Here is a 23,856-nt window from a genome sequence, read left to right on the forward strand (position 1 = left end):
GCCCGGGCGGCAACCGGTGTGTGGCGGGCAGGCCGGCATCACGCGAGCGGGACACGCCCCGGAACCAGGGGGCCGGTGTTCACGTGCGCGGCGATCCGGTCGATGGTCCGGGCGTTGTCCTCGAACAGGTGGCCCTGCATGCCCGCCGCTCGGGCGGCTTCGATGTTGACTGCGACGTCGTCGATGAAGAGGCAGTTCTCCGGGCGCACGTCCAAGCTGAGGCAAGCGGCTTCGAAAGCCCGCAGGTCAGGCTTTTCGATGCCGATCTCGTGGGAGTAGACGATCTGCTCGACCAGTTCGTCGAACCGATACAGCGCCGTCTCCCGTTCCCGGGCCCCGACGAAGCTGTTGCTCAGGATGCCCAGCCTGCACGAACCCCGCAATCCGCGCACATAATCGATCAGTTCCTCGTTCGGCGTCCCCAGGTACTCCGTCCAGAGGTCGGCCATGAAGCCTTCGACCTGATGGGCGTCGAGACCCAGGCGGGCTGCCACCTGTACGTGCACGTCCCGTTCGCTGATGCTCCCGACGCTTCCGGCATGCCACACCTCGCGCATCCGCTCGTTCACGGTGCCCGCCGGCAGCTCAAGCCGTTCTTCCCACCGTTGCACCCATCCCGTGTCCGGCGTGATCTCCAGTACGCCGCCGATGTCGAGAATGACGCAGGTCGCTGTCACGCGAAGTCCCCCTCTTCCGTCCTGCCGGCCGGCGAGGGCGCATCCCCCGCCGAAGTGATCCACGGAGACACTGTCGTGCTTTCCCCCGAGGCAGGGTCAAGCGATCTTGGAACTCTGTGACAGCTCTGTCGCGAGCGCCGGCGGGAAGCCTTGCCATGCTCCGGCGACCTGCGACCTGCGACCTGCGACCTGCGACCTGCGACCGGCGACCGGCGGTCGCCTCGGCTCGGGCGGAAACGGAACCCGGAGGCCTCCCGGTCGGTCAGCCCGCGGCGTCGTGGGACGCGCGGGCGGCGAGCACCTCGTCCATGTGGTCCTCCGCCCAGCCCTTGATCGCGCACATGACCGGGAGCAGCGAACGGCCGAGCGCGGTCAGTTCGTACTCGACGCGGACGGGGACGGCCGGGATCACGGTCCGCGACACGAGCCCGTCCCGTTCCAGGTGACGCAGGGTCTGCGTGAGCATCTTCTGGCTCACGCTCGCCAGCGTGCGTTGCAGGTGGGAGTACCGCTGAGGCCCGTCGGCCAAGGCGTTGACCACGAGACTGACCCACTTGTCGGCGATGCGGTCCAGGAGCTGTCGTGCGGGGCACCGTGCGAGGTAGGCGTCGTACGCGGTGCTCGCCTCGGCCCGGCGCTGGGCGGCGGTGCGGGTCGGCATGGCTCTCCTCCCGGTGCCTGAGGCACCTCGAAGTGCGTACTTCCCGTTGGAGAGTAACAGTCCGTAGGTTCCGCAGCATGACTGCTGAAGAGTTGATGTGGGCGGTGGTGGCCCGCGGTCACGGCGGATCCGAGGTGCTCGAGTCGGTGAGGGTTCCGGTGCCCGAGCCGGGCGCCGGGCAGGTGCGGATCCGCGTCGAGGCCGCGACCGTCCAGCCCGTCGACCTGGCCACCCGTTCCGGCGCGCTCGTCGAAGCCGGACTGATGGCGGTCCGTGAGCGCACGGGCATCGGATGGGACGTGGCGGGTGTGATCGACCGAGTCGGAGCGGGCGTCCGGGTGTTCACGCCGGGACAACGGGTGATCGGGTTGCGCGACCTGCTCGACGTGTCGCTGGGCGCCTACGCCGAACATCTGGTCCTGGACGCCACCGCGGTCGCGGCCGCTCCGGCCGGTGTGTCCGCCGCCGCGGCGGCGACGCTGCCGTTGAACGGCCTCACCGCCCTCCAGTCACTCGACCTGCTCGGCCTCGCCGAGGGCGACACCGTCCTGGTGACGGGAGCCGCGGGTGCGGTCGGCGGTTTCGCCGTCGAACTGGCGGACCGGCGCGGTCTGCGCGTCATCGCCCAGGCCGGCCCCGGCGACGAGACCTGCGTACGCGACCTCGGTGCCGCGTGGGTCGTCGGGCGGGACGTCGGCGACCTCGCGGCCGACGTCCGGCGCCTGGTTCCGGGCGGAGTCGACGGCGCGCTCGACACGGCAGGGCTCGGTGTGCGCGCCCTGGCCGCCGTCCGCACCAGGGGCGCCTACGTCACGGTGGTCGGCGGTTCGGCCCCGCTCCCGCTGCGGGGCATCCGGGTTCACCAGCAGTGGATCAGCGCCGACGGGGCCGCCCTGGCCGAACTCGCCGCCATGGACCTCACGCTGCGAGTCGCCGGCGTCCTGCCGTTCGGGCGCGCGGCCGAGGCGCACGATCGGCTGGCCGCCGGCGGGCTACGCGGCCGACTGGTGCTGGTTCCCTCCCAGGGGGTGCCTTCACAGTAGGCCGAAGCACGGAGCTGCCGCGTCGGCCCGAGTGGTCCATCCGGTGCGTACTCCGCGAGGGATGGGACCAGGCGACCGGGCATGCCCCAGCGGCTGAGGTATGTCTTTCACGTGGATGCACGCCGAAGGGCCCTCGTCTCGCGCCTCCACCGGCGCGGTGGTGGCCTGCTGCTCGTCGTGCCCTTCGTGCTGATCGCGGTGGTGACCGTGGTCGACGTTCTCGTCCCTCCCGACGTTCACCTCGGACCGTTCCTGATCGCCGCGCCTGCCGTGACGGCGTCGTTCGCGGGGCCGCGCATGACGGCTTTCGTGGGCGCCGTCGCGGTTCTGGCCCAGTCGGTCGTGGCGCTCGCGCGAACGAGCATCACCGATCTCAACCACACCTACCAGATCATCGCTCTGGTCCTGATCTCGGTCATCGCCACCCTCTTCGCCCACCTGCGAGAGCGCGACGAGAGCAGGGTGAAACGGCTGCGCTCCATCGCCCACGCGGCCCAGAAGGTCGTCCTGCGACCGATCCCGGACCGGGCGGGTCCCCTGCGCATCGCCTCGGTATACCTGGCGGCCGAGGAAGAGGCGCAGATGGGAGGCGACCTGTACGCGATGGCCCGGACGGCGAGCGGGACCCGACTCCTCATCGGAGACGCCAGAGGCAAGGGGCTCGACGCGATCAGCGAGGCCTCACTCGTCCTGGGCGCCTTCCGCGTCACCGCCCGCGAGCAGGAACTGCCAGAACTGATCAAGCACCTGGAGGCGGGAGTCGGCTCGTGGACGGAGGAGACCGAGGACTCGACGGCGGCGGCCACCGACGACGCCGATGAGGCCGACGACGCCGACGATTCCGACGAGGCCTTCGTCACCGCGCTGGTGCTGGACATCCCCGACGACGAGCCCGTCCTGCGCCTCGTGAACTGCGGGCACCCGCCGCCGCTGCTCCTCGGAGCAGGCGGCGTCACCCCTCTGGAGACAGCCGACCCGAGCCCTCCACTGGGACTGTCGGGTGTCATCGCCCCGGACGTGACGGTGGAGACCTTCCCCTTCGACGTGGGTGATGTGCTGCTCCTCTACACGGACGGAGTCGTCGAAGCCCGAGACCGGACGAGAGCCTTCTACCCCCTGACGGATCGGCTCACGGCCTGGGTGGGAGAGGACCCGCCGACCCTGCTCGACCGTCTCAAGGCCGACTTGCGGGCCTACGCGGGCGGCCATCTCGGTGACGACGCGGCCCTGCTCGCGGTCGAACGCCTTGCACAGGAGCCATGAGCAGGCGGTACGGGGTCGAGGCCGGGTCCGGCGGCCCGCATCGTCCGGCCCTGCCTGCCTCAGGGTGCGCCGGGGGCCAGGGCGGCGGCGAACCCGAGCCCCGTGGTCCGACGGGTTCCGGCAGCGGTCAGGGGCGGGCAGGGCCCGGGCCTCAGAGGTGCGGAACGAGGGCGACCGGAGCGTGAGCGTGGTGCAGGACGGCGTGGGCCACGCTGCCGAGAGAGGTGCCCAGTGCGGAGCGGCGGGCGTGACGGCCCACCACCAGCAGGGGCGAGTGCTGTGCCGCCCGCACCAGCTCCTGGCCGGGGGAGCCGATCACCACCGCGCCGGTGGCAGGCACCTCGGGGTACTTCGCGTGCCAGCCGGCCAGGAGGTCGTCCAGCGAGCGTTGGATCTCCGGGGCGACGGAGAGACGGACGTCAGGGACGACGGCCGGTCCGAGGTTGCCGAGGAGCGAGAGCTGCTGGGCGTAGAGAACACGCACCCCGCCGGGGCGCAGGGCCGCTTCCTCGTATGCGAACCCCAGGATGGTGTCGACGGGGTGGCGCAGGTCGACGCCCACGACCACCGGACCACCGGGAGCAGGGACTCCTTCAGCCCGCACCAGGACCGTGGGGCGTTCGACCCGGCCGGCGACGGTCATGCCGACCGAGCCGACCAGGTAGCCGGCCACGCCGCTCATCGCGCGGGATCCGAGGACCAGGAGTTCGGCGTCCTCGGCCGCCGCGACGAGGCTGCTCACCGGCTCCGCGGGAAGCAGCCCGGTGGTGACCGGAAGGCCTGGATGGTGTTCCCGTAGCCCAGTCGCGGTGCGCTCGAGCAGGTCCTCGGCCCAGGACTCGATCGGCCGGCGCGACGACAACGGCAGCAGCGCCTCGGGTGAGGGCTCCCGCACGTGCACCAGGTGCACACCCGTGCCGCGCAGCCCGGCCTCTTGCGCCGCCCATCGCGCGGCGGCGTCAGCCTGCTCCGTGCCGTCGAGGCCGACCACGATGTGTCGCGTCATGATCGGTCACCTCCTCGTCCGGGATGCGGGCAGCGGCACCACGGCGACCGGTGCCGGACTGTGGTGGATGACCGCGTGAGCGACGTGGCCCAGATGGGGAACGATCGGCATCCTCCGGCTGCGACGCCCGATCACCACGAGGTCCGCCGTGCGTGACGCCTCCACCAACTGGTAGGCAGCGGAACCCACGACGGCCTTCGCGGTGACCTCGACACCCCGGTACCGCTTGCGCCACGGATCGACCAGCTCGTCGAGGTTGTCCATCATGCGTTCGCCGAGCTCCTCGCCCGCCTGAGGATCCATGATCGCTGCGTAGCCGTAGGACGCCGGCAGTGTCCAGCTGTGCAGGAACCGCAACGGAACACCCCGACGGGCTGCCTCCCCGAAGGAGAAGGCGAGCAGGGCTTCGCACGGGCGGTACACGTCGACGCCCACCACGATCCCGCCTCGCGCCGCCATCGGACGGCCTGCCGCGCGGTCGGCCCGCAGGAGGACGACGGGGTGCCGAGCCGACCCGACCACGGCCAGGGACACCGAACCGACGACGAAGCCGGAAACGCCGCCGAGGCGGCGCGAGTCGAGCACCGTCAGGTCCGCCTCGTTCGCCGCGGCCGTCAGCACGTCGGCCGTTCTGCCGGCCACCCGTTCGGCGACGACCTCCAGTCCCGGATGGTCCTCCTGCGCCTGGTTCACCGCCTTCTGCAGCAGCTTGTCCGCCCGCTCGGCGACGGCGTGGACGTACGAGTCGGGGAGTTCGGGCGCGGCAGGCCACTCGTCCACGTGCAACACGTGCAGGGCCACTTCACGCAGCACCGCTTCCCTGGCCGCCCAGCGAGCGGCGGCGAAACTCTCCTCCGTACCGTCCAGACCGACGGTGACGTGGGCCGTCATCACGTACCTCCTCGAACAGCCTCCCCGCATCCCAGCCTGACGCCGGCCGCCCCCTGGGCGGCAGGGCCGGGCAGGTCTCGATCAGGGCCGAACGGCCCATGCCGGGCGCGCCCACCGGGATAGCGTTGAGGTGGAGCAGTTCCGGAGGTGGAACCATGACCAGCGAGACCCTCGGCCGGCCGGAACTCGGCGACATCATCGTCGGTGTCGACGGGTCGCCCTCCGCGTGGACCGCCGCGCTCTGGGCCGCGACCGAAGCCGACCACCGTCACCGCCCCCTGCACCTCGTCCACGCGGCCGACACCGACAGCCGCGCCCGCCACACCACCGCCGAGACGGTCCAGTCGGTACGCGAAGCAGGCCGCGACCTGCTCGAAGAGACGGCGAAAGCGGTCCACGAACGCTTCCCGGACCTCACCGTGACCACGGAACTCAGCCGCCGGGAACCGATCGCCGGCCTCAGAGGGGCCGCGGCCCTCCACGGCACCGTCGTCGTCGGACACCGGGGCCTCGGCGGCTTCTCCACCCTGATGCTGGGCTCCATCGGACTGGGCGTCGCCGCCCGGGCCCACGTACCCGTCATCGTCGTACGTGGGGAGGCCGAGCGTCCGGAGACAGGCTCCGTGACCGCGGCCGTCCACGGCGCCGACGACCTCGAATGGCTGCTGGTCGCGGCCGCCGAGGCCGACGCCCGCAAAGCGGTTCTCCGCGTCGTCAGCGTGTGGAACGTGCTCACCCACATGGGCAGCATCACCTCCATGCTCGACGACCTCGACGACGTCGCCCATCGGCGCGTCCACGAGGTGAGGGACCTCGCCAACCACGTCCGCGACTTCTACCCCGGGCTGATCATCGGGCACCACGTGGAGACCGGCACAAGCGTCCCCGGCATCCTCGTCGAGGCAAGTGCCCGCACCGACCTGCTCGTGATGGGGCGCGGCCGTCGCCCGCTGGGCGTCGGCCCCTCCCTGGGCCGCGTCGCGCACAGCCTGATCCACCACTCCCACTGTCCCGTGGAGATCGTCCCGCCCGGCTTCGGCGACCCGCGACGACGAGCGACGGACGATCACCTGACGTGAACGACGTCCTCACCGGCATCGGCTCCCGGCCCGTCCGGCACGGGCCGGGTGCGGGCTTCCGGCGGAGTCGGCTCCCGGCCCGTCCGGCACGGGCCGGGTGCGGGCTTCCGGCGGAGTCGCACGCGGACGACCGCGCCTGCTCTCCGCCCGCCGCCGGTCCGCGCCCGGCGCCCCGACGAAGCCGCGCGGATGCCGGGATCGAAGGGGGGGCACTCCTGCACGCGCGACGGCTGCGGCTCATCCCGGCGGCCTCCGCGGAGTGCCCGCCTGCTCCTCGAGCCGGTGCCGGACGATCGCGGTCAGGGCCGTCAGCCGCATCGATGCCGCCGGCACCGGTGCGATCGGCCCGTCGACGCGGCGCGCCTCTTCGGGAAGCGCGGCGAGATCGGCCTCGAAGCGGGCGCGGGCCGTCGACAGGGCAGCGGGCGGTTCGGTGCGCAGTCCGCCGCGCATCACCGGCCGCAGCAGCGGCTCGGTGCCCGCGGGCGGCTCCTCGTTCGCCAAGCCGACGACATCCCGCAGTCCGGGACCGCGGAAGACCTGCTTGGGGCCCGGTGCCGTCACCTTGGAGACCGACAGCTTCATCATGGGACGGGCGTCGTACTCGACCAGCTTGTACGCCGCGTCGAGATAGGGCGCGTCGGCCGCGGTGCCGACCTTGGTGCCCACGGCGAAGGCGTCGATCGGCGCACCTTCGCGTACGAGTGCGGCGACGCCGTACTCGTCGAGGCCGCCGCTCACGATGATCCGCACATCCTCCCGTCCTGCCGCGTCAAGTGCCGTACGGGCACGGCGGGCCTCCGCGCCCAGCTCGCCGCTGTCGAGCCGGATCGCGCACTCCGGGCCGAGGCCGAGGTCGTTCAGGACGCGTGCCGCCGTCGCGACTCCTCGGGCCGTGTCGTACGTGTCGACGAGGAAGGTCACCGGGCCGGGATGCGTGCGGGCGAAGGCCCGGAACGCGGCCTCCTCAGAGGCGAAGGCCTCGATGTACGAATGGGCCATCGTGCCCGCCGCCGGGATGCCGTAGCGGCGTGCGGCGGCGACGTTGCTGGTGCCGGCGAAGCCCACCAGGGCGCAGAGTCGCGCCGCCTGCATACCGGCCTCCGGCCCGTGCGTCCTGCGCAGCGAGAAGTCCACCAGAGGCCGCCCCGCGGCGGCCAGCATGCACCGCGCCGCCTTCGAGGCCACCGCGGTCTGGTGGCAGAGCAGCATCAGAAGTCCGGTTTCCACGAGCTGGGCCTGGGGGAGGGGCGCCGTCACCTCCAGGAGCGGCTCGCCCGCGAAGACGATCCGCCCCTCGGGTACGGCGCGCACCTGCCCGTCGAAGGACAGGCCCTGCAGCGGCGCCAGGTCCGCGACGGGCCGGTGCAGCACGGCAGCGAACTCCTCCACGTCCGCCTGCCCGACGCGGTAGCGGGAAAGGTGGTCCAGGGCCGGTTCCAGCCCGGCGGCGACGAGGAAACCGCGGCCCGGTGGAAGGTCGCGCACGAACAGACTGAAGGTGGCCGGGCCGCGCATGTCCTCCCGCAGGTACGAGAGGGCCATCGTCACCTCGTACAGGTCGGTCGTCGTCACTTCGGACACACTTCGAGCATGCACGGCCGGCCGGCCACCCGCACGGGGGACGTCGCTGCGCGGCTACCCCCCCGCTTCGCCGGTGAGCTCGCACCGCACGTCCACCACGCCCTCCACGGCCCGTGCCAGTCGGGTGGCGAGCGGGATCAGTGAGGCGTCCCGGACGTGGCCGGCCAGGACGACGACACCGGCTTCGACCCGTACGTCCACGTCCTGGTGGGACAGGGGGAAGACGTGCTCGACGGCATCGCGGCGTACTTCGGACGCGAGCTCCTCGTCGGGGCGGAGGAACACCTTGAGGAGGTCGGATCGGCTGACGATGCCCTGGACGGCGCCGTGCTCGTCGACGACGGGCAGTCGCTTCACGTGGTGGGTGGCCATGGTTCGGGCGGCCTGTGGCAGGGACGCCTCGGAGCGGATGGTCACCGCGGGGGAGGTCATCAGGTCCCGGGCCAGCCGGGAGCCGGCTTTGGCGGTGGCGTCCAGGCGCTTCAGCTGTTCGATGAGGCCGAGGCGGTGGTCCCGCAGTTCCTCCTTGAGCAGGAGGTCCGCTTCGGAGACGACGCCGACGATCCGGCCCTCGCCCTCGACGACCGGGACGGCGGTCACCTTCCCTCGCTCCATGGCGGCGAGGATCTCCTTGAACTCCGCGCCGGGCCGCACCGCCACGACCCTCTCGGTCATCACGTCGGCGACGGTGTACGGGTTGGTCATGGCCTGCTCCTCACCGGGCGGGCGTGGGGGTTCGCCCGGTCCGTCGCGGCGATGCACGAGTGGTCGGCGGGTCCTCCATCCACCCTCGCAGACGCGGGGCCGGGCGGGATGGGCCCGCCGGGTCCCTCCAGGGGACCGACCGGCTCATGCGGGGCAGTGCGTCACGGGGGAGTCTGGTGGTGAGTTCCGTCATCCGGGACCCGGGGGCATCGCAGGAAGGCGTCGTCATGAAGGCACTCGTGTACCAGGGCGCGGGCCACACCGCCTGGCAGGACGTATCGGATCCCGGCATCATCGACGCCGCCGACGCGATCGTCCGCGTCGACACCGTCACCATCTGCGGCACCGACCTGCACATCATCAAGGGCGACGTCCCCGAGGTGGAGCCCGGTCGTGTCCTCGGCCACGAGGCGGTGGGCACCGTCGTCGAGACAGGCGGCGACGTGCGCACCGTCCGGCCGGGAGACCGCGTCCTGATCTCCTGCATCTCCGCCTGCGGCCGCTGCCGCTTCTGCCGCGAGGGCCGCTACGGTCAGTGCCGCGGCGGGGGAGGCTGGGTCCTGGGACACCTCATCGACGGAACGCAGGCCGAATACGTCCGAGTACCGTTCGCCGACCTGTCCGTGCACCCGCTGCCCAGCGCGGTCGACAGCGTCGACGCCGTCCTGCTGGCGGACATCTTCCCCACGTCGTACGAGGTGGGTGTGCTGAACGGCGGCGTGCGACCGGGCGACACCGTGGTCGTGGTCGGCGCCGGCCCCATCGGCCTGGCCGCCATCACCACGGCACAGCTCTACAGCCCGAGCCGGATCATCGCCGTCGATCCGGTGGAATCACGGCTCGCCGCCGCCCGCAAGCTCGGCGCGGACGCCACCGCGACCGCGGGCGAAGGGCCGGAGCAGCTCGTCACGGACCTGACCGACGGTCTCGGCGCGGACGTCGTCATGGAGGCCGTGGGCCTCCCGGAAGCCTTCGAGATGTGCACCCGCATGGTCCGCCCGGGCGGCCGGGTCGCCAACATCGGCGTCCACGGCAGACCTGCGACTCTGCACCTCGAGGACCTGTGGATCAAGGACGTCACCCTCACCACCGGGCTCGTGGACACCACGTCCACGCCCATGCTGCTGCGCATGATGGCCGCCGGCCGGCTGTCGGCGGGGGAACTGGTCACGCATCGTTTCGAGCTCGGGCAGATGGAGGAGGCGTACGAGGTGTTCGGCCGCGCGGCCGAGACCGGTGCGATCAAGGTCGCGCTCGGCGGGCCGCAGCACACGGCCGTGACGGTCGCCGACCCTCCGGCAGCCGACTGAGCATGCGCCGGTCGTCGGCCCGTCATCGTCGCCCCACCACGTTCGCCTGACCTGAGAGCCCGTCACACCCGCACCCGTCACACCCACATGGGGTGACGGGCGTCGGGGGTTCACCGCACGGGGTGCTGAGGGGATGGCTCAGAGGCGGCGAAGCGGGAGACGTCTTCGTCGACGGACAGCCGGTCCACGACGGCGACGACACCGTCCACCTGCTCCGCGAGCCCCACGACCGCCCGGGCCTGGCTGCGCCGTCGGACCCGGCCGTCGAGCGTCACCACGCCGTTCAGGACATGGACGGCGACCAACTCCTCGGCCATGCCCAGCGTCTCCGCGAGGACCCCCTGCTGTACGCGACGTCGTATCTCGGCGTCCGGGCGGAGGAACACGCAGAGCAGGTCACGTCGAGTCACGATCCCCACCGACCGGTCCTCCTCGTCGACGACGGGAAGGCGCTCCACCCCACGGCGGACCATGAGCCGTGCCGCGTCCGCCACCGGTTCCTCCGCGCGTACGGTGACGGCCGGCGTACTCATCAGTTCCCGCGCGGTCAGTCCTCGATGTGCCAGCAGATCGGTCTCCGAGACGACCCCGACGACGTGATCGTCCTCGTCGAGGACGGGAACCCCGGTGATGTCGTGCTCGGCGAGCAGCTTCGCCACGTCCCTGAACCGTGCCGGAGGAGCGACGGAGACCACGTGGTCCGTCATCAGGTCGGCGACCTTCAGGCGCTCCATGCCGCACCTCTTTCATCGAGCGTCGGAGCGGAGGGCTCCCCCGCCTTCTCACCGTCCGCCGTGGGCCGGTGAACTGCGAGGGCCGAACGGTCCCCAGTGCCGGGACCGATCGGGCCGCACCGGCCGGCACGGGCCCCGGACGAGGCGCACCGCCGTCACCGTGACACACCGGAACGCGTGGCGGCTCCGTCCCACACGGCCCGCGGCACCGTGCCCCCGGCCCGGCGATCGCCGTCCGCCGCCGGAGGGTCCGTCAAGAAGCCCCGTTCTCAGCGGCGAGCTCCATCCGCACGTCCACCACGCCCTCCACCGCCTGTGCGGCGCGCGCCAGAAGCGGCACCAGCGACCGGTCCGTCAGCCTGCCGCTCACGGTGGCCACACCCTCTCTCACGGTGACGTCCAGAGCAGCGAGCGCGGTCCCGACCAACACGGACCGACGGATCTCCGCCTCGATCTCATCGTCCTTCCGCAGGAACACCTTCAGCAGATCACTTCGGCTGACCACGCCTTCCAGCATCCCCAGCTCGTTCACCACCGGCAGCCGCTTCACCCTCCGCCGGGCCATGATCTGCGCCGCCTCGGCGAGAGTGGCGCCTGCATGCACGGTCACCGCCGGACTCGACATGAGCTCCCCGGCCCGCACCGCGCCGGCTCTGGCTGCCTCGTCCGACTCGCCGGGGCGCGGCTCCGCACCTCGAAGCTCCTCCTTCACCAGCAGATCCGCCTCCGAGACCACCCCTACGACTCGCCCTTCCCCCTCCAGCACGGGCAGCGCACTCACCTTCCACTGGTCCATGAGGGCGACGATCTCCTTGTAGGGCGCGTCGCGGCCGACCGCTATGGCGGTGTGGGTCATGACGTCACTCACGGTGGAATGCGAAGGCGGCGTGTAGCACATCGGTGGTCTCCTGCCAGGCGTCCACTTCCGGCTTGACCTGCGCGGGTGTACGGGGGAGGGCCGTCGTTGCGACCGTCGCCCGGCCGGCCCGCGCCGGCGCGCACGGGCGGGTGCCTACCGGCCGCTGCCATGCGGGGCGTACAGGTCAAGGAGCCGTACGCGGGCGGCGACGAGGCGATGGGCGAGCATCTGCCCGACGAAGTGCCCCAGGGCGGAGCCGAAGCTCGGATCGGCGTCCATCAGCCGGCGCACGGTCGCGGCTTCGAACTCGTACGCCCGCACACGTGTCATGGCCTCCGCGCCGAAGTGCCAGAGGTACGGGGGGAACAGCCACGACCAGCCGAGAAGTTCCCCGGCGTCCACGCTGTCGATCACGGCCGGCCGCCTGCCGGGCACCGGAACGTCCAGGGTGACCGTACCGGTGCGGACGATCCAGAAACGGTCGGCGTATCCACTCTCCTCGAACAGCCGCGTGCCTTCGGGGAAGTCCGCCGGGCTGGCGCAGTTCATCAGCCGGTCGCGGTGATCCGCGGACAGTGCCGCCGTGAGTCGCGGGGCAGCGAGAGCACTCATGGGAGGACCTCCTGATCGGGCGGATGCTTCCAGTCTCTGCGCGCGGCGGGGACCGAGGGAGGGCCGGATGGTCCTCATACGCAAGTCTCTCGCGGAATCAGATAGATCGGGCAGATCCGGCAGATCGGGCGGTGAAGTGCGAGGCGTGAGGTGTCCGACGTGCGGCGGGTCGATTCGGACGTCCGCATCTCGGTGATGATCGCGGCCCCGTCCGGTGGGTAGGGGCTCGGTATGAACCACCACGGGGCGCAGCGGCCCGAGACCGAGGATCTGCTGGCAGGACTGAGCGTGGACGACCAGCGGCCGGAGCAGCCGGTACTGCTGGATTCGACCGGAGCTCCCCTCAAGACATGGCAGGAGAACTATCCGTACGACCACAAGATCCGGCGGCGCGAGTACGAGCGGACCAAGCGGATCCTCCAGATCGAGCTGCTGAAGCTCCAGCGCTGGGTGAAGGAGACGGGGGCTCGGCTGGTCGTGATCTGCGAGGGCCGGGACGCGGCCGGCAAGGGCGGCACGATCCAGCGGTTCACGGAGCGGCTCAACCCACGCGGTGCCCGCATCGTCGCGTTGTCCAAGCCGTCCGAGCAGGAGGCCGGGCAGTGGTACTTCCAGCGCTACGTCGCCCACCTCCCGACCGCCGGGGAGATCGTCTTCTTCGACCGTTCCTGGTACAACCGCGCCGGTGTCGAACGGGTCATGGGCTTCTGCTCCCCGGAGGACTACGAACTCTTCCTGAGGCAATGCCCGAAATTCGAGGACATGCTGATCGCCGACGGGATCCTGCTCGTGAAGTTCTGGTTCTCCGTCTCGCGTGCCGAGCAGCGGACCCGTTTCGCGATCCGGCAGGTGGATCCCGTGCGGCAGTGGAAGCTGTCGCCCACCGACCTCGCGTCCCTGGACCTGTGGGACGCCTACACCACCGCCAAGGTCGACATGTTCCGGGCCACCGACACGGAACGTGCGCCCTGGACGGTGGTCAAGAGCAACGACAAGCGCCGCGGGCGTCTGGAGGCGATGCGCAGCCTCCTGCAGCGCGTCGACTACGAGCAGAAGGACGGCACGGCGGTGGGGCGACCCGACCCTCTGATCGTCGGCGCCGCCGACACACTCCTGGAACCCGGCGAAGAACCCACCGATCTCTCGCCCACCCCGCTGTCCGGCTCCCACCGGGGCCCCGGCCTGCATCCCCGCCCGGAGAGCGCCGGCGAGCCCCGCGGCGCCGAACCGAAGACGCCGGACTCGCCTTGGACGTGAGGTGCTGAAACCGCCGCGCAGACGGAAAACGCGCAGACGGAAAAGCGGGAAAAGAGGCGCGGTATTTCTGCCCGGCCACGGCTACGGGACAGCCCTTAGGCCGGGCGGAATGTGGATGTGGTGCAGAAAGCGGCGGACAAGCGAGAAAGCCCACCGGCCTCGGGGCCGGTGGGCTGATTTTCTCGGGCGACTTCTACCAGCGGTACCAGCGGCTCTTGCGGCCGCCGTGCCCGGCGGGGCGTACGACGAATCCCAGTAGCCATACCACCAGGACGACGACGGCGACCCACCACAGGGCCTTGAGTGCGAAACCGGCGCCGAAGAGTATCAGCGCGAGAAGCAGGACGAGAATCAGGGGAACCATTTATATCAACCTCCGATCGCCCTTGTGCCCCGCTCTGCATCTGCTATTCCACTGGAAATCAGGTGTGTTTCTCCGTGACTTCCGGGAAGAAGGCCCGGTTGGATCGGTGCACCGCGTCCGCCGCCGGACGCAGGGCGGGGGCGGCGGCAGGCGGCGCCATCGAGCAGGCACCCCCGTGGGAAAGCGGCACGCGCCGGCGTTCCGCATCAGGGCTGTTCGGGCGCAGTCGACGCCGTACACGCGACCGGCGGCGCGGCGCCGGGTAGGCGTCGGGCATGAACAACACACATGCCCTGGATGCCTTCGCGACGGACGGACCCGGGCCGGTGCTCGACACCGCGTCCTCCTGGTGGCTCACGATGCTGGACCGTCTGGAGCGGACGACCGTGGCGGATCCCGCGATCCGTGCCCTTCAACGCAGGATCCGCGGCCTCCCTCTGGGGAGGGCGCGCGAGGTGCTGCGGGGCAGGCCGCTGGGCCACCCGGTCCATCCCGTGCTGGTGCAGGTGCCGATCGGCTGCTGGTTCTCGGCTGCCGTCCTCGACACGACCGTGCCGGGAGCCCGTGGCGCGGCGACGACGCTGACCGCGGTCGGTCTGGCGGGGGCGGGCCCGGCCGCGATCGCGGGCTGGGTCGACTGGGCGGACCTGCGACCCGAGCAGGCACGGGTGGGCCTCGCCCATGCGCTCGCGAACGTGGCCACGGTCGCGTGCTACGCGGTGTCCTTGACGGCGCGGCTCGGGGGCCGCCCGGCGAAGGGCGTCCTGTGGTCCTTGGGCGGCTTGGCCGGGGTCGCCGTGACCGGTGCGCTGGGCGGGCACGTGGCGTACCGGCGGGCGCTCGCGGCAGACGCCGTGGCGTAGGGCGCTACGGCGCGTCTCTGAAGAGGGCGGCGGCCCCCGTGATGTCGAGGAGACGGGTCACCGGCCGGCCGGCCGCCGCGATGGTCAGGTGGCGATGCTCGCCGAGTGCCCAGAGGCGTGCGCGCAGCAGTGCGTTCAGACCTGTGGCGTCGCAGAAGCTGACATCCGACAGGTCCAGGACGACGCGGTCGCCGTCGCAGGTCACCGTGGCGTGCAGCAGGGTGGCCTTCAGGGGGCCGGCGGTGTCGAAGTCGATCTCTCCGCGGACCCTGACGAGGACGCCGCCCGCGGTCGGCGTCACGGCAACGGCGAGCCGGTCGGTCCCGCCCTGATGCGCCTGATGCGCCTGTTGTGGCCGGTGGGAGTCGAAGAGCGGAGTCATGGTGACCACCTCCGGCAGGTCACGTGCCGCGCTTGCTGTTGGTGCCCTGGCGGAGCTGGTCGGTATGCCGGGTCACGGCGTCGACCCGTGCGGCGAGCTGCGCGTCCTCGGGGCGCAGGTGACGCCTGGTGTCCGTGAGCGGCTGGACGAGAAGGGCGGCGTCGTCGTCGGCGAGGGCCAGGTTCAACTCCCCGACGGCGCCCAGGGCGCCTTCGGGGAGGCCGGTGAGGGCGGTGATCTGTCCGGCGAGCCGGCGTAGGTCGGCCGCGTTGTCGCGGGCCCAGGAGGTGACGCTGCGCTCGGCCGCGCGGGAGTCGCGCGTGGCCTGGACACGCTGCTCGCCGGTGCTTCCGGCGGCGCCGGGGCGCAGCCGGAGGTAGCGACGCTCGGCGGCCTGGCGGCTGGCGACCCCGAGGGGTTCCGCCAGCTCGGCCCAGCTCGCACCCCGGTCGCGGGCGGTCTCGATCAGGACGGATTCCCAGCCGGCGAGCTGCTCACGTACTTCGCGCAGCATCACCAGTGCGGCCAGCGCCGGGTCCGGCCCCGAGTCGGGGGCGGGCGCCGACGGGAGCGCCGGCGCCGGTCCCGCTGTGGGTGGCTGCGCGTCCCTGACGGCTCGGTCGATGGTCTCCAGCGCCGCGGCGGCGGCAAGGAAGGGGACCCGGGCGGCGGGGTGAACTGCCTCGTCCATGACTCTCTCTCCGTGTGCGTCATCCTCCTGATGACACTGCAACTTGTCATCGTTTCGATGACATGTTACAACGGGATCAGTTGAAGCGCATTGGCAGTTACTGCCTGGATCAACTGGAGGTGTTGAACGATGTTGATGCGCACCGACCCGTTCCGCGAGATGGACCGGATCGTCCAGCAGCTTTCCGGCGCGTCGGGTACCTGGTCGAAGCCGTCCGTGATGCCGATGGACGCGTATCGCGACGGCGACGAGTACGTGATCGTGTTCGATCTCCCCGGCGTCAGCCCCGAGGCGATCGACATCGACGTCGAACGGAACATGCTGACGGTCAAGGCGGAACGCCGCCCGGGCGCCAGGGGCGAGGCCGTGCAGATGGAGCTCTCCGAGCGCCCCCTCGGTGTCTTCTCCCGCCAGATCATGCTGGCCGACACCCTCGACACCGAGCACATCGAGGCCGCCTGCGAAGCCGGTGTCCTGACCCTGCGGATTCCGATCGCCGAGCGTGCCAAGCCCCGCAAGATCGCCGTCGGCGGCGCTTCGGGCCGTCAGCAGATCGCCGGCTGAACCGGCCCGAAACGGTCGCGGAGGACGGGGAGGCGATCCCCTTCCGCACCCGTCCTCCGCGATTCACCCCTTCACCCCGCTCCGGAGGTGACGTGATGCCCGTACAGCGAGCGGTGTTCCTGGACCAGATCCAGGAACGCGGCGAGTACCGGACCCGGGCGGAAGCCGAACGGGTGGCCCGCGTCGTTCTGGCTCTGCTGGGCGCCCACCTGGCCGGCAGCGTGCGAGCCGAGCTCGCCGCCCGCCTTCCCGAGGCCTACGCCCTGGTCCTTCTCGCTCCGTTGCAGGCGGCCGAGCCGCTCTCGCCCGAACGCTTCGTCCGAGCGACCGCGGCCTGGATCGAAGGCGCCACCGAGAGAACGGCCCTGTGGGACATCGGCGCGGTCCTCAGCGCCGTGGCCGCCGCGGCCGGAGAGACGCTCACCCGCGAGGTCCTGCTCCAGCTCCCACCCGGCTACGACCTTCTCTTCGGGCGCCTCCCCGCCACCTGACCGTCCCCACCGGCCGGAGACCGAGCCATCGGCCCGACATCGAACCGTCGAAACGAAGGAACCGCACCATCATGTACGACCAGCCGCGACCCCGCACCGTCCCGACCGCGACGACGTTCGACGAGATGCTGGAACGCGTGCGCTACGAGGGTGCCTACCCCACCCGTGAACGTGCCGAGGAAGTCGTCGGCCGCGTCCTCGCGGCCCTCGGTCGCCAGGTGGTCGGAGACGAGCGCGTCGATCTCGCACGCTGCCTGCCCGTCGAGGCGGCACTCACCCTCACCGCCCAGATCCCCGACACCGGACAACTCACCGGCTGGGGCTTCGTCAAGGACCTGGCTGCCCGCACCGGCGGCGCTCCGGCGGCCGCCCGCTGGGACGTCGGTGCCGTCCTGGCGGTCGTCGCCCGCCTTGCCGGGCCCGAGCTCGTCGCGCGCATCCTGCGCCGGCTCCCACCCGGCTACGCCCTTCTCTTCGGCCAGGCGGAACTCCTCCAGGCACAGCCCGCGGCCTGACCGGCCGACCGGCCCGTCCGGCCGCGTCTCGGCGCGGCCGGACGGGCGACTCCGCGAACGGTTCGATCCGCGCTGCCGGCAGTTGCCGCGTCGGGGGCATCGGCCGCATCGATCCGGACCATGCTTCTCCTGAGGAGCCAGGAACGAGCAGGGGAGACCTGAGCGATGAGTGTGACCCACACAGCCGGAGCCCGACCGTGACCCCGGAGGACGAGGCCACCGCCCACCTGCTCGTCGCGGCGGCCTTCCACGACGCCGCCGCCAAGGCCGAGGAGAAGGGCGACCGCTCCGTCGGCGACTTCTCCCGCGCGGTGCTCCGCCGGTTCGAGGAGCAGCAGCACCTGGAAGGGGCGCTGTACGACGTGGTCGTGACGTACGCCCGGGAGCACGCCGCGCCGGAGGACGTGGCCGCGCTGCGCCGCTGGATCGACGAGGTGCGGTCGTGAGCGGGTGACCCGAGGCGCCTTCGCGCGGGGCGTCCCGCCCGAATGCCGGGCCACGAACCGGGTAGTCGCGATTCACGGAGCGGCGCCAGGTCACGTTCCGCTGCGCGACGCGAGACCGCGTCACGAGACACAGCCACCGCACTTGCGGTGGTCCCGTTCGTCCGACGTACCCCGGAGGCACACATGAAGGCATCGAAGATCGCCTACAAACCCGTGGGCCTGGCCCTGGGAGCCGCAGGTGGTGCCCTCGCCGCCACAGCCTTCAAACAGGCGTGGAAGACGCTCGGGCACGACGACGACGCTCCGGACGCAACTGACGAGGATCGGACGTGGCGGGAGATCCTGCTGGCCGCCGCACTGCAGGGGGCCATCTTCGCCGCCGTCAAGGCCGCCGTCGACCGTGCGGGTGCCACTGCGACGAGGCGCCTGACGGGCAAGTGGCCCGGCTGACCGCGGGTTGGCTCCACGCCGGCGGTGGGTGCGGAAGATAGAGGCTGCTGCGAAGTTTGGATGGGCGCGAACGGTGAAGATGCGAAATTGACAGCGGTTTCAAGCCATGATGAGGAGGCACATCATGGGCATCATCGCCTGGATTCTCATCGGGCTGCTCGCCGGACTCATCGCGAAGGCCCTGATGCCGGGCAAGGACCCGGGCGGCATCATCGTCACCACACTGATCGGAATCGCCGGCGGGCTGCTCGGCGGCTGGCTGGGAAAGGTGATCTTCGGCGTCGACTCGATCGACGGCTTCTTCGACCTTTCGACCTGGATCGCCGCGATCATCGGCTCCGTCATCCTCCTGGCCCTCTACCGACTCGTCACCCGCAACCGTCTCTCCCACCGACACGCCTGAGCGCCGCGTCCGGGCGCCCCTGGAACGGCTCTCCCCGCTCGCGGGGGAGAGCCGTTCCCCTGTCTGCGGAGTCGGCAGTCGTCGGACGCGACGGCGATGGTGTGCGTGCGAGGCGTTCGGCCGGGACGCCGGCGAAGAGCCTCAAGTCGTCTCACGGCCACGGGCGTTCGTCCTCGTGCCGACCAGGGACGGATCCGCCGGGCGCCTGGAGACGCTGGTCCGCCGGAACTGACTCACCGCCGCCCGGCCCTGCACTGACGTTCGGTAAGATCCGCAGTTCTTCGTACCGGGGGAGGCATCATGGCCGAGGGCCGCAGCACCGAAGGCATCCACAGCGCCGAGGCCGTCGACGACGTGGCGGACGACCGGACCACCGTCCAGCTGGTGTACCGGCCGCAGTCCGCCGACGCGCTGGCCGCCCTGCGGGTCCGCGAGCGGATCAAGCGGACCGGGCTGGTGCTGCGGGGCGTGTTCCTCGCACTGTGGGTGGGCCAATGGCTCCTCGCGGCCATGGCCCGCGGGACCGTCGACATGATCTCGACGGTCCTGGTGCTGATCGTCGTCCTGGTGGTGTGGGGTTACCCGCGGCTCCAGGCCGCCCACGTGCAGCGGACCGTCGGATGGCAGGGCGAGTACCACGCCACCGTGTCCGCGGCCGGAATCACCTGCCGTACCGACCACAGCACGATGGTCCAGAAGTGGTCGGCCTTCCAGGGCTATCGCGAGACGGCAGGTCACTTCGTTCTGCTCAGCCGGGACCCGAACATCACGTGCCTCGGAGTCCTGCCCAAGCGGGGCGTGCACGAGGCCGCGGGTGTCGACCGGCTGCGGGCCGTCCTGGACCAGCACCTCACTCGCGCGTAGCGGCCGGGTCGTGCTCCCGCGGGGGTGCGGCCCGGCCGGATCGACGGCGTACCACCGGACGGCCGCGGGCACACCGCTTCCCGCCGTCCGCGGAATGGCCGGCCGGACGTGCGGGTGTCAGACGCGAGGTGGCACATCCAGATCGGCCCATACGGTCTTTCCGGTGCCTTCGAGCCGGGAGCCCCAGCGCTGGGCGATGTGATCGACGATGAAGATGCCGTGCCCGCCCACGGTGTCCGGCCGATGCGGGCCGAGGTGCGGGACGGACGGGCTCGGGTCGGCTACGGCGATCCGGAAGCTGTCCCGGTCGTGCCGCAGCGTCAGACGCAGGACGCCGCCTCCGTGTCTCACCGCATTGGTGAGAAGTTCCGCGGCCACGAGCAGCGCGTCGCCGTCATCGACGAAGTGCCAGTCGGCCAGTGCCTGACGGGCCCAGGTGATTCCCGCGTTGCATGCCTCGGGGCCGCTCGCGTCGAAGACGAGATCGCGGCGCTGGGAAGCAGACGGCCGGGGATGATCCATACCGGTCCCTACAGGGCGAGTGGGCTTTCCGTGGCTCCGCGCCTGCCCAGCTCCATGGCCGCTATGCACCGGCCGGCGACCCCATGGCGGTTGCCCGCGGGCCGGGCGGAGACACCCACGGGCCCGGGGTAGCCCCTCGGCCGCGCATGCCGGCCGTGGCGACGGTACCCGCGGCGGTGCCGCCGGCTGGTCAGGCGTTCCGCTTGACCTTGACACCGTGACAAGGCCTTCACTGGGGCCGAGGAGGTGGTCCCCATGACCAGGACGAAAGAGGCCACGTATGCGATGCGTGTGCTCCAGGGGCTGGAGCACGACAGCTCGTCGGTCCGGATGCAGGCGGCGCTGGCGATCGGCACGAACCCGGACCCCGGGTCCATCGGCAAGCTCGTCGAGCGATGCGCGATAGAGCCCGACTTCTCCGTGCGCGAGACACTGACGTGGGCACTCACCCGGCACGCGGCGTCGCTGACGGTCCCGGCGCTCCTCGAGGAGGTCCGCTCGGAGTGTGCGCAGGCACGGAGCCAGGCGTTGCACACCCTGTCCAAGATCGGGGACCGGCGGGCGTGGCCGGCGATCACGCCGGCGCTGCTGTCCGACGCCGACGACGAGGTGGCCCGGAGCGCCTGGCGGGCGGCGGTGGCGCTCGTGCCCGACGATGAGCAGCGGGCGTTGGCCGTACTGTTGGCGAGGCAGCTCGGGCGCGGTGGACGCGAGACGCGGCGGAGCCTCAGCCGGGCGCTGATCGCGCTCGGGGAGGTGATGTTGCCGATCCTGGGCGCAGCGGCCAACGATGTCGACCCCGGCGTGCGCACACACGCGAGGGCCACGGAACGGCTGTGGCGCGATCCGGAAGCCGGATTCGAGTTCGCCGTCGAGGAGTCGAAGCGCGTCGTGGCCCTCGGCGGTTCCGGTCCGGAGGAGCGGTAGGCAGTGTTGATCGGTGAGGTCGCGCGACGGTCCGGTGTCAGCGCCCGCATGCTCAGGCACTACGAATCGCTCGGCCTGGTGCAGCCGTCGGACCGTACCGGTTCCGGCTATCGGGAGTACTCCGGCGAGGACATCCGGCGCATCTTCCACATCGAGAGCCTGCGGTCGCTGGGGTTGTCGCTGCGCGACATCGGGCGCGCGCTCGACGACCCCGGCTTCGCGCCCGCGGAGCTCGTCGACGACCTGACCCGTCGGACGCGGGACCGCATCGCGGCGGAGACGGAGCTGCTCACGCGGCTCCGGCGGATCGGAGCAGCGGAACCCGCCGGCTGGGAGGACGTCCTCCAGGTCGTCGCGCTCCTCCACGCCCTGGGGTCGACGAGCCCGGGGGCAAGGCAGCGCGCGGCCCTGTCCGCGGTCGAGGAAGTCCCCATGCCGGTCGAAGCACTGGTCGAAGCCGTGCTGAGCGAGTCCGACCCGAACGTCGCCGGAGCCCTTCGGTGGGCGCTGGCGCAATCCGGCGAGGACGGGCTGGCGTTGTTGACGGAGGGCCTCGACTCACCCGCGCCCGAGGTGCGGAAGCGTGCCGTCCGATCCATCGCCGAGATTCCGAACGGTGCGTCGACCGTGGTGCTGAAGGCCGCCCTCACGAACGCCGACGTCGTGGTCCGCGGGTACGCGGCGCTCGCGCTCGGTGCTCGTGGGGCGGCCGAGGCGGTCCCGACGCTGATCGACATGATCGTCGAGGACAGGAACGACGCCGACGCAGCCGACGCGCTGGGCACGCTGGCCGCTGATCCCGCGGTGGCGGAGCGGATCGCGGCCGGGCTCGTGGACTGCCTCGCCGGCAGCGGCACTCCTGGATCGTCCGCACGCCGACGGCTGGCGCAGGCGCTCGCGGACATCCCGGGCGTCACGGCAGCGCGTGCCCTCGCGGATCTGGTGCACGACGAGGACCGGGCAGTCGCGCTGACCGCGGCATACGTTCTCGAGCTGCGCGACCGACGGTAGGCACAATCCCTCGTGCGGCCTGTCACCGCCTGCGCGAGACGCGTCGGGCGGCCTGCCGCACCTCGGTCCGGTCACCCTCGGGATCGGTGGTCCGGCCGAACCGGGTGAACACCGGGGATGTCCTGCACTGCCTCCGCCAGGTCCACCCCTCGGCGCGCAGTCGCGCGCGCATGGCGTCCAGGTCGCCGACGTCGAAGCGGACCGTGCTCATGAGCCGGACACGGTCCCCGGCGGGTTCTGGTCGTCCAGCTCGTTGTCGGCCCGCCCGACGGAGAGACTGGCTCGGTCGCCCGACGGAGAGACTGGCTCGGTCGCCCGACGGAGACCGGGCCCGACCGCCGGATCGGCCTGAGCGGCGGGACGACTTCACCGGCGGCACCTCAACGGTCAGAGGTGGTGGGGCCCGACCGGGCGAAGTGGCGGGTCGTGGGCACCAGAGCCGCCGCCGCCGGTACGAGGAGGCAGGCGGCGGCGCAGCCGGCGAGGACGGCGGTGGTTCCGAACGCGTCGATGGCGGGGGCGATCAGGGCGAGGCCGACCGGTGCCAGTCCGTAGGAGACGAGGAAGTCCAGCGAGGAGACGCGGGCGAGTTTGTCGGGCGCGACCTCGCGCTGGGTGGCGGTGAACCAGGGCACGTTGAACAGTTCGATGCCGATTCCGGCGACGGCGTACGCGGCGACGACCACGGCGGGGTGGACGGGCAGGAGGAGGCTCAGCGGGGCGACGCCGTAGGCGGCGAGGCCGGCGAAGGCGGCCCAGCCCTGGGAGCGGGGCCGCCAACGGGAGATGAGCAGGGCTCCGCCGAGGGCGCCCACCGTGTAGGCCGTCATGGCTGCCGCCAGGACCCATGCGGTGCCGTAGCGGTCCCGGCTGATCAGAGGCAGGGCGACGCTGGTCGCGGAGTACCCGAGGGTGATGACGGCGGCGAGGGCGGCGAGCCCGGCGAGGAACCAGGGGTGGCGGCGCGCCTCGCGTATCCCTTCCATGAACTCGGCGCGGCATCCGGCGCGTGGCGCCACCGCGGCGACCGGCTCCGCCGTTGTGGGGGCGGTCCGTCGGGCGGGCGCGAGTGCCGCGATCAGCCAGAGCAGGCCGATGCCGAGGAGGAGGGCCTGGGTGTCGAGGAGGGTGGCGAGCAGTGCGGTCAGGGCGGGACCGGCGAGGGTGGAGCCCCGCACCGCCATCGTCGCCGCGGCGTTGGCCTGTTGGCGGTGTTCGGGTGCCACGGTCTCGGCGGTGAGTGCCTGGAACGCAGGTCGGCAGGCTCCTTGGCCGGCGCCCGCGAGGGCGGCGGCGGCCGTCATGAGCACGAGCGAGCGGCCGAGGCCGGCCGCGAGGAGGGGCGCGGCGGCGGCAGCGGCGAGGGCCGACCAGAGGACCACGGCGCGGCGCGAGTGCCGGTCCGCGAGTACGCCGCCGACGGCGACGGCGGCGAGGAAGCCGGCGGTGCGTGCGGCGAGTACCAGGCCGAGACCGGCGGCACCGAGGTCGCGATGGAGTACGGCGAGCCCGAGTGTGAAGGGCAGGGCCCAGGTCGCGAGCCCGGAGGCGGTGGTGCCCGCCCACAGACGCAGGAACGCGGTGTCCCGCAGGACCGAACGCGGGGGAGGGGGCGTGGATGTGGCCGTTGCGGGCGCGGGTGTGGTCGCCACGGTGTGGTTGCTCCTCGGGAGGTGAGGGCG

30 protein-coding genes are annotated in these 23,856 nt (G+C 71.7%); 15 read left to right on the plus strand and 15 right to left on the minus strand.

The window, feature by feature from the left end; genetic code table 11:
* Positions 1 to 38: 38 nt before the first annotated feature.
* A complete protein-coding gene (locus ACE1OA_RS33815) occupies positions 39 to 677 on the minus strand; it encodes an HAD family hydrolase (protein WP_432753912.1) in 639 nt (212 codons plus the stop codon).
* A gap of 262 nt (positions 678 to 939) precedes the next feature.
* The gene (locus ACE1OA_RS33820; RefSeq protein WP_356607922.1) at positions 940 to 1,338 is read right to left on the minus strand and encodes a winged helix-turn-helix transcriptional regulator; all 399 of its coding nucleotides are present in this window, start codon (positions 1,336 to 1,338) and stop codon (positions 940 to 942) included.
* A 77-nt stretch (positions 1,339 to 1,415) separates the two neighbouring features.
* On the opposite strand from ACE1OA_RS33820, the gene ACE1OA_RS33825 reads away from it, so the two are divergent.
* A complete protein-coding gene (locus ACE1OA_RS33825) occupies positions 1,416 to 2,381 on the plus strand; it encodes an NADP-dependent oxidoreductase (RefSeq protein WP_384872441.1) in 966 nt (321 codons plus the stop codon).
* A 111-nt stretch (positions 2,382 to 2,492) separates the two neighbouring features.
* Positions 2,493 to 3,644, plus strand: a complete 1,152-nt coding sequence (locus ACE1OA_RS33830) for a PP2C family protein-serine/threonine phosphatase (RefSeq protein ID WP_356607918.1) — start codon at positions 2,493 to 2,495, stop codon at positions 3,642 to 3,644.
* Positions 3,645 to 3,795: 151 nt separating this feature from the next.
* Here ACE1OA_RS33830 and ACE1OA_RS33835 read toward each other — a convergent pair whose 3' ends face one another.
* Both ACE1OA_RS33835 and ACE1OA_RS33840 read right to left on the minus strand, forming a co-directional pair.
* Entirely contained in the window at positions 3,796 to 4,650 is an 855-nt protein-coding gene (locus ACE1OA_RS33835; protein WP_432753913.1) for a universal stress protein, read from the minus strand.
* 6 nt (positions 4,651 to 4,656) lie between these two features.
* Complete coding sequence (locus ACE1OA_RS33840; protein WP_432753914.1) at positions 4,657 to 5,541, minus strand: universal stress protein; 885 nt, start codon at positions 5,539 to 5,541, stop codon at positions 4,657 to 4,659.
* Positions 5,542 to 5,696: 155 nt separating this feature from the next.
* Between ACE1OA_RS33840 and ACE1OA_RS33845 the strand changes: the two genes are divergently transcribed.
* Positions 5,697 to 6,620, plus strand: a complete 924-nt coding sequence (locus ACE1OA_RS33845; RefSeq protein WP_432753915.1) for a universal stress protein — start codon at positions 5,697 to 5,699, stop codon at positions 6,618 to 6,620.
* Positions 6,621 to 6,857: 237 nt separating this feature from the next.
* Here the strand turns inward: ACE1OA_RS33845 and ACE1OA_RS33850 are convergent, their stop codons facing one another.
* Both ACE1OA_RS33850 and ACE1OA_RS33855 read right to left on the minus strand, forming a co-directional pair.
* A complete protein-coding gene (locus ACE1OA_RS33850) occupies positions 6,858 to 8,204 on the minus strand; it encodes a nicotinate phosphoribosyltransferase (protein WP_356607910.1) in 1,347 nt (448 codons plus the stop codon).
* 54 nt (positions 8,205 to 8,258) lie between these two features.
* Positions 8,259 to 8,909: a CBS domain-containing protein gene (locus ACE1OA_RS33855; RefSeq protein ID WP_432753916.1), complete on the minus strand. Its 651-nt coding sequence runs from the start codon at positions 8,907 to 8,909 to the stop codon at positions 8,259 to 8,261.
* 227 nt (positions 8,910 to 9,136) lie between these two features.
* Here ACE1OA_RS33855 and ACE1OA_RS33860 point away from each other — a divergent pair, with 227 nt between their 5' ends.
* Entirely contained in the window at positions 9,137 to 10,219 is a 1,083-nt protein-coding gene (locus ACE1OA_RS33860) for a zinc-dependent alcohol dehydrogenase family protein (RefSeq protein ID WP_432753917.1), read from the plus strand.
* Positions 10,220 to 10,329: 110 nt separating this feature from the next.
* Here ACE1OA_RS33860 and ACE1OA_RS33865 read toward each other — a convergent pair whose 3' ends face one another.
* The 3 genes from ACE1OA_RS33865 to ACE1OA_RS33875 all read right to left on the minus strand — a co-directional run bounded on the left by ACE1OA_RS33865 (position 10,330) and on the right by ACE1OA_RS33875 (position 12,424).
* Positions 10,330 to 10,953 carry a CBS domain-containing protein gene (locus ACE1OA_RS33865; protein WP_356607904.1) on the minus strand — a complete coding sequence of 208 codons (624 nt, stop codon included), beginning with the start codon at positions 10,951 to 10,953 and terminating at the stop codon, positions 10,330 to 10,332.
* Positions 10,954 to 11,206: 253 nt separating this feature from the next.
* Entirely contained in the window at positions 11,207 to 11,809 is a 603-nt protein-coding gene (locus ACE1OA_RS33870) for a CBS domain-containing protein (RefSeq protein ID WP_432753918.1), read from the minus strand.
* A 156-nt stretch (positions 11,810 to 11,965) separates the two neighbouring features.
* On the minus strand, positions 11,966 to 12,424 hold the full coding sequence (locus ACE1OA_RS33875; RefSeq protein ID WP_356607900.1) for a Crp/Fnr family transcriptional regulator: 459 nt from the start codon (positions 12,422 to 12,424) through the stop codon (positions 11,966 to 11,968).
* Positions 12,425 to 12,655: 231 nt separating this feature from the next.
* Here ACE1OA_RS33875 and ppk2 point away from each other — a divergent pair, with 231 nt between their 5' ends.
* Entirely contained in the window at positions 12,656 to 13,681 is a 1,026-nt protein-coding gene (gene ppk2 / locus ACE1OA_RS33880) for a polyphosphate kinase 2 (protein WP_432753919.1), read from the plus strand.
* 193 nt (positions 13,682 to 13,874) lie between these two features.
* Here ppk2 and ACE1OA_RS33885 read toward each other — a convergent pair whose 3' ends face one another.
* Positions 13,875 to 14,045, minus strand: a complete 171-nt coding sequence (locus ACE1OA_RS33885; RefSeq protein WP_356607896.1) for a hydrophobic protein — start codon at positions 14,043 to 14,045, stop codon at positions 13,875 to 13,877.
* Positions 14,046 to 14,320: 275 nt separating this feature from the next.
* On the opposite strand from ACE1OA_RS33885, the gene ACE1OA_RS33890 reads away from it, so the two are divergent.
* A complete protein-coding gene (locus tag ACE1OA_RS33890) occupies positions 14,321 to 14,908 on the plus strand; it encodes a DUF2231 domain-containing protein (RefSeq protein WP_384872416.1) in 588 nt (195 codons plus the stop codon).
* Between the two features lie 4 nt (positions 14,909 to 14,912).
* Here the strand turns inward: ACE1OA_RS33890 and ACE1OA_RS33895 are convergent, their stop codons facing one another.
* A complete protein-coding gene (locus tag ACE1OA_RS33895) occupies positions 14,913 to 15,290 on the minus strand; it encodes an STAS domain-containing protein (RefSeq protein WP_386542517.1) in 378 nt (125 codons plus the stop codon).
* A 19-nt stretch (positions 15,291 to 15,309) separates the two neighbouring features.
* Positions 15,310 to 15,981 (minus strand): HSP18 transcriptional regulator, encoded by a 672-nt coding sequence (locus tag ACE1OA_RS33900; protein ID WP_432753920.1) that lies wholly within the window; start codon positions 15,979 to 15,981, stop codon positions 15,310 to 15,312.
* Between the two features lie 129 nt (positions 15,982 to 16,110).
* Between ACE1OA_RS33900 and ACE1OA_RS33905 the strand changes: the two genes are divergently transcribed.
* The 7 genes from ACE1OA_RS33905 (at position 16,111) to ACE1OA_RS33935 (ending at position 19,714) form a co-directional block, all read left to right on the plus strand.
* Positions 16,111 to 16,545, plus strand: a complete 435-nt coding sequence (locus tag ACE1OA_RS33905; RefSeq protein WP_356607888.1) for an Hsp20/alpha crystallin family protein — start codon at positions 16,111 to 16,113, stop codon at positions 16,543 to 16,545.
* A 95-nt stretch (positions 16,546 to 16,640) separates the two neighbouring features.
* Positions 16,641 to 17,036 (plus strand): DUF2267 domain-containing protein, encoded by a 396-nt coding sequence (locus tag ACE1OA_RS33910; protein ID WP_356776855.1) that lies wholly within the window; start codon positions 16,641 to 16,643, stop codon positions 17,034 to 17,036.
* Between the two features lie 71 nt (positions 17,037 to 17,107).
* Complete coding sequence (locus ACE1OA_RS33915) at positions 17,108 to 17,551, plus strand: DUF2267 domain-containing protein (protein ID WP_356607884.1); 444 nt, start codon at positions 17,108 to 17,110, stop codon at positions 17,549 to 17,551.
* A 197-nt stretch (positions 17,552 to 17,748) separates the two neighbouring features.
* Positions 17,749 to 17,997 carry a hypothetical protein gene (locus ACE1OA_RS33920; protein ID WP_356607882.1) on the plus strand — a complete coding sequence of 83 codons (249 nt, stop codon included), beginning with the start codon at positions 17,749 to 17,751 and terminating at the stop codon, positions 17,995 to 17,997.
* 183 nt (positions 17,998 to 18,180) lie between these two features.
* Positions 18,181 to 18,447 (plus strand): DUF4235 domain-containing protein, encoded by a 267-nt coding sequence (locus ACE1OA_RS33925; RefSeq protein ID WP_356607880.1) that lies wholly within the window; start codon positions 18,181 to 18,183, stop codon positions 18,445 to 18,447.
* A 124-nt stretch (positions 18,448 to 18,571) separates the two neighbouring features.
* Positions 18,572 to 18,850, plus strand: a complete 279-nt coding sequence (locus ACE1OA_RS33930; protein WP_432753921.1) for a GlsB/YeaQ/YmgE family stress response membrane protein — start codon at positions 18,572 to 18,574, stop codon at positions 18,848 to 18,850.
* Positions 18,851 to 19,150: 300 nt separating this feature from the next.
* Complete coding sequence (locus ACE1OA_RS33935) at positions 19,151 to 19,714, plus strand: YcxB family protein (RefSeq protein ID WP_432753922.1); 564 nt, start codon at positions 19,151 to 19,153, stop codon at positions 19,712 to 19,714.
* Between the two features lie 117 nt (positions 19,715 to 19,831).
* On the opposite strand, the gene ACE1OA_RS33940 is transcribed toward ACE1OA_RS33935, so the two are convergent.
* Entirely contained in the window at positions 19,832 to 20,236 is a 405-nt protein-coding gene (locus tag ACE1OA_RS33940) for an ATP-binding protein (protein WP_356607874.1), read from the minus strand.
* A 255-nt stretch (positions 20,237 to 20,491) separates the two neighbouring features.
* On the opposite strand from ACE1OA_RS33940, the gene ACE1OA_RS33945 reads away from it, so the two are divergent.
* Together ACE1OA_RS33945 and ACE1OA_RS33950 are read left to right on the plus strand one after the other, a co-directional pair.
* Positions 20,492 to 21,163, plus strand: coding sequence for a HEAT repeat domain-containing protein (locus ACE1OA_RS33945; RefSeq protein ID WP_432753923.1), 672 nt, complete (start codon positions 20,492 to 20,494; stop codon positions 21,161 to 21,163).
* A 3-nt stretch (positions 21,164 to 21,166) separates the two neighbouring features.
* Entirely contained in the window at positions 21,167 to 22,174 is a 1,008-nt protein-coding gene (locus ACE1OA_RS33950; RefSeq protein WP_384872398.1) for a MerR family transcriptional regulator, read from the plus strand.
* A 22-nt stretch (positions 22,175 to 22,196) separates the two neighbouring features.
* Here the strand turns inward: ACE1OA_RS33950 and ACE1OA_RS33955 are convergent, their stop codons facing one another.
* On the minus strand, positions 22,197 to 22,385 hold the full coding sequence (locus ACE1OA_RS33955) for a VOC family protein (RefSeq protein WP_432753924.1): 189 nt from the start codon (positions 22,383 to 22,385) through the stop codon (positions 22,197 to 22,199).
* 169 nt (positions 22,386 to 22,554) lie between these two features.
* Positions 22,555 to 23,826, minus strand: a complete 1,272-nt coding sequence (locus tag ACE1OA_RS33960) for an MFS transporter (protein WP_432753925.1) — start codon at positions 23,824 to 23,826, stop codon at positions 22,555 to 22,557.
* Positions 23,827 to 23,856: the final 30 nt, after the last annotated feature.

This window comes from Streptomyces sp. JL2001, assembly GCF_050917515.1.
Taxonomy (GTDB): domain Bacteria; phylum Actinomycetota; class Actinomycetes; order Streptomycetales; family Streptomycetaceae; genus Streptomyces.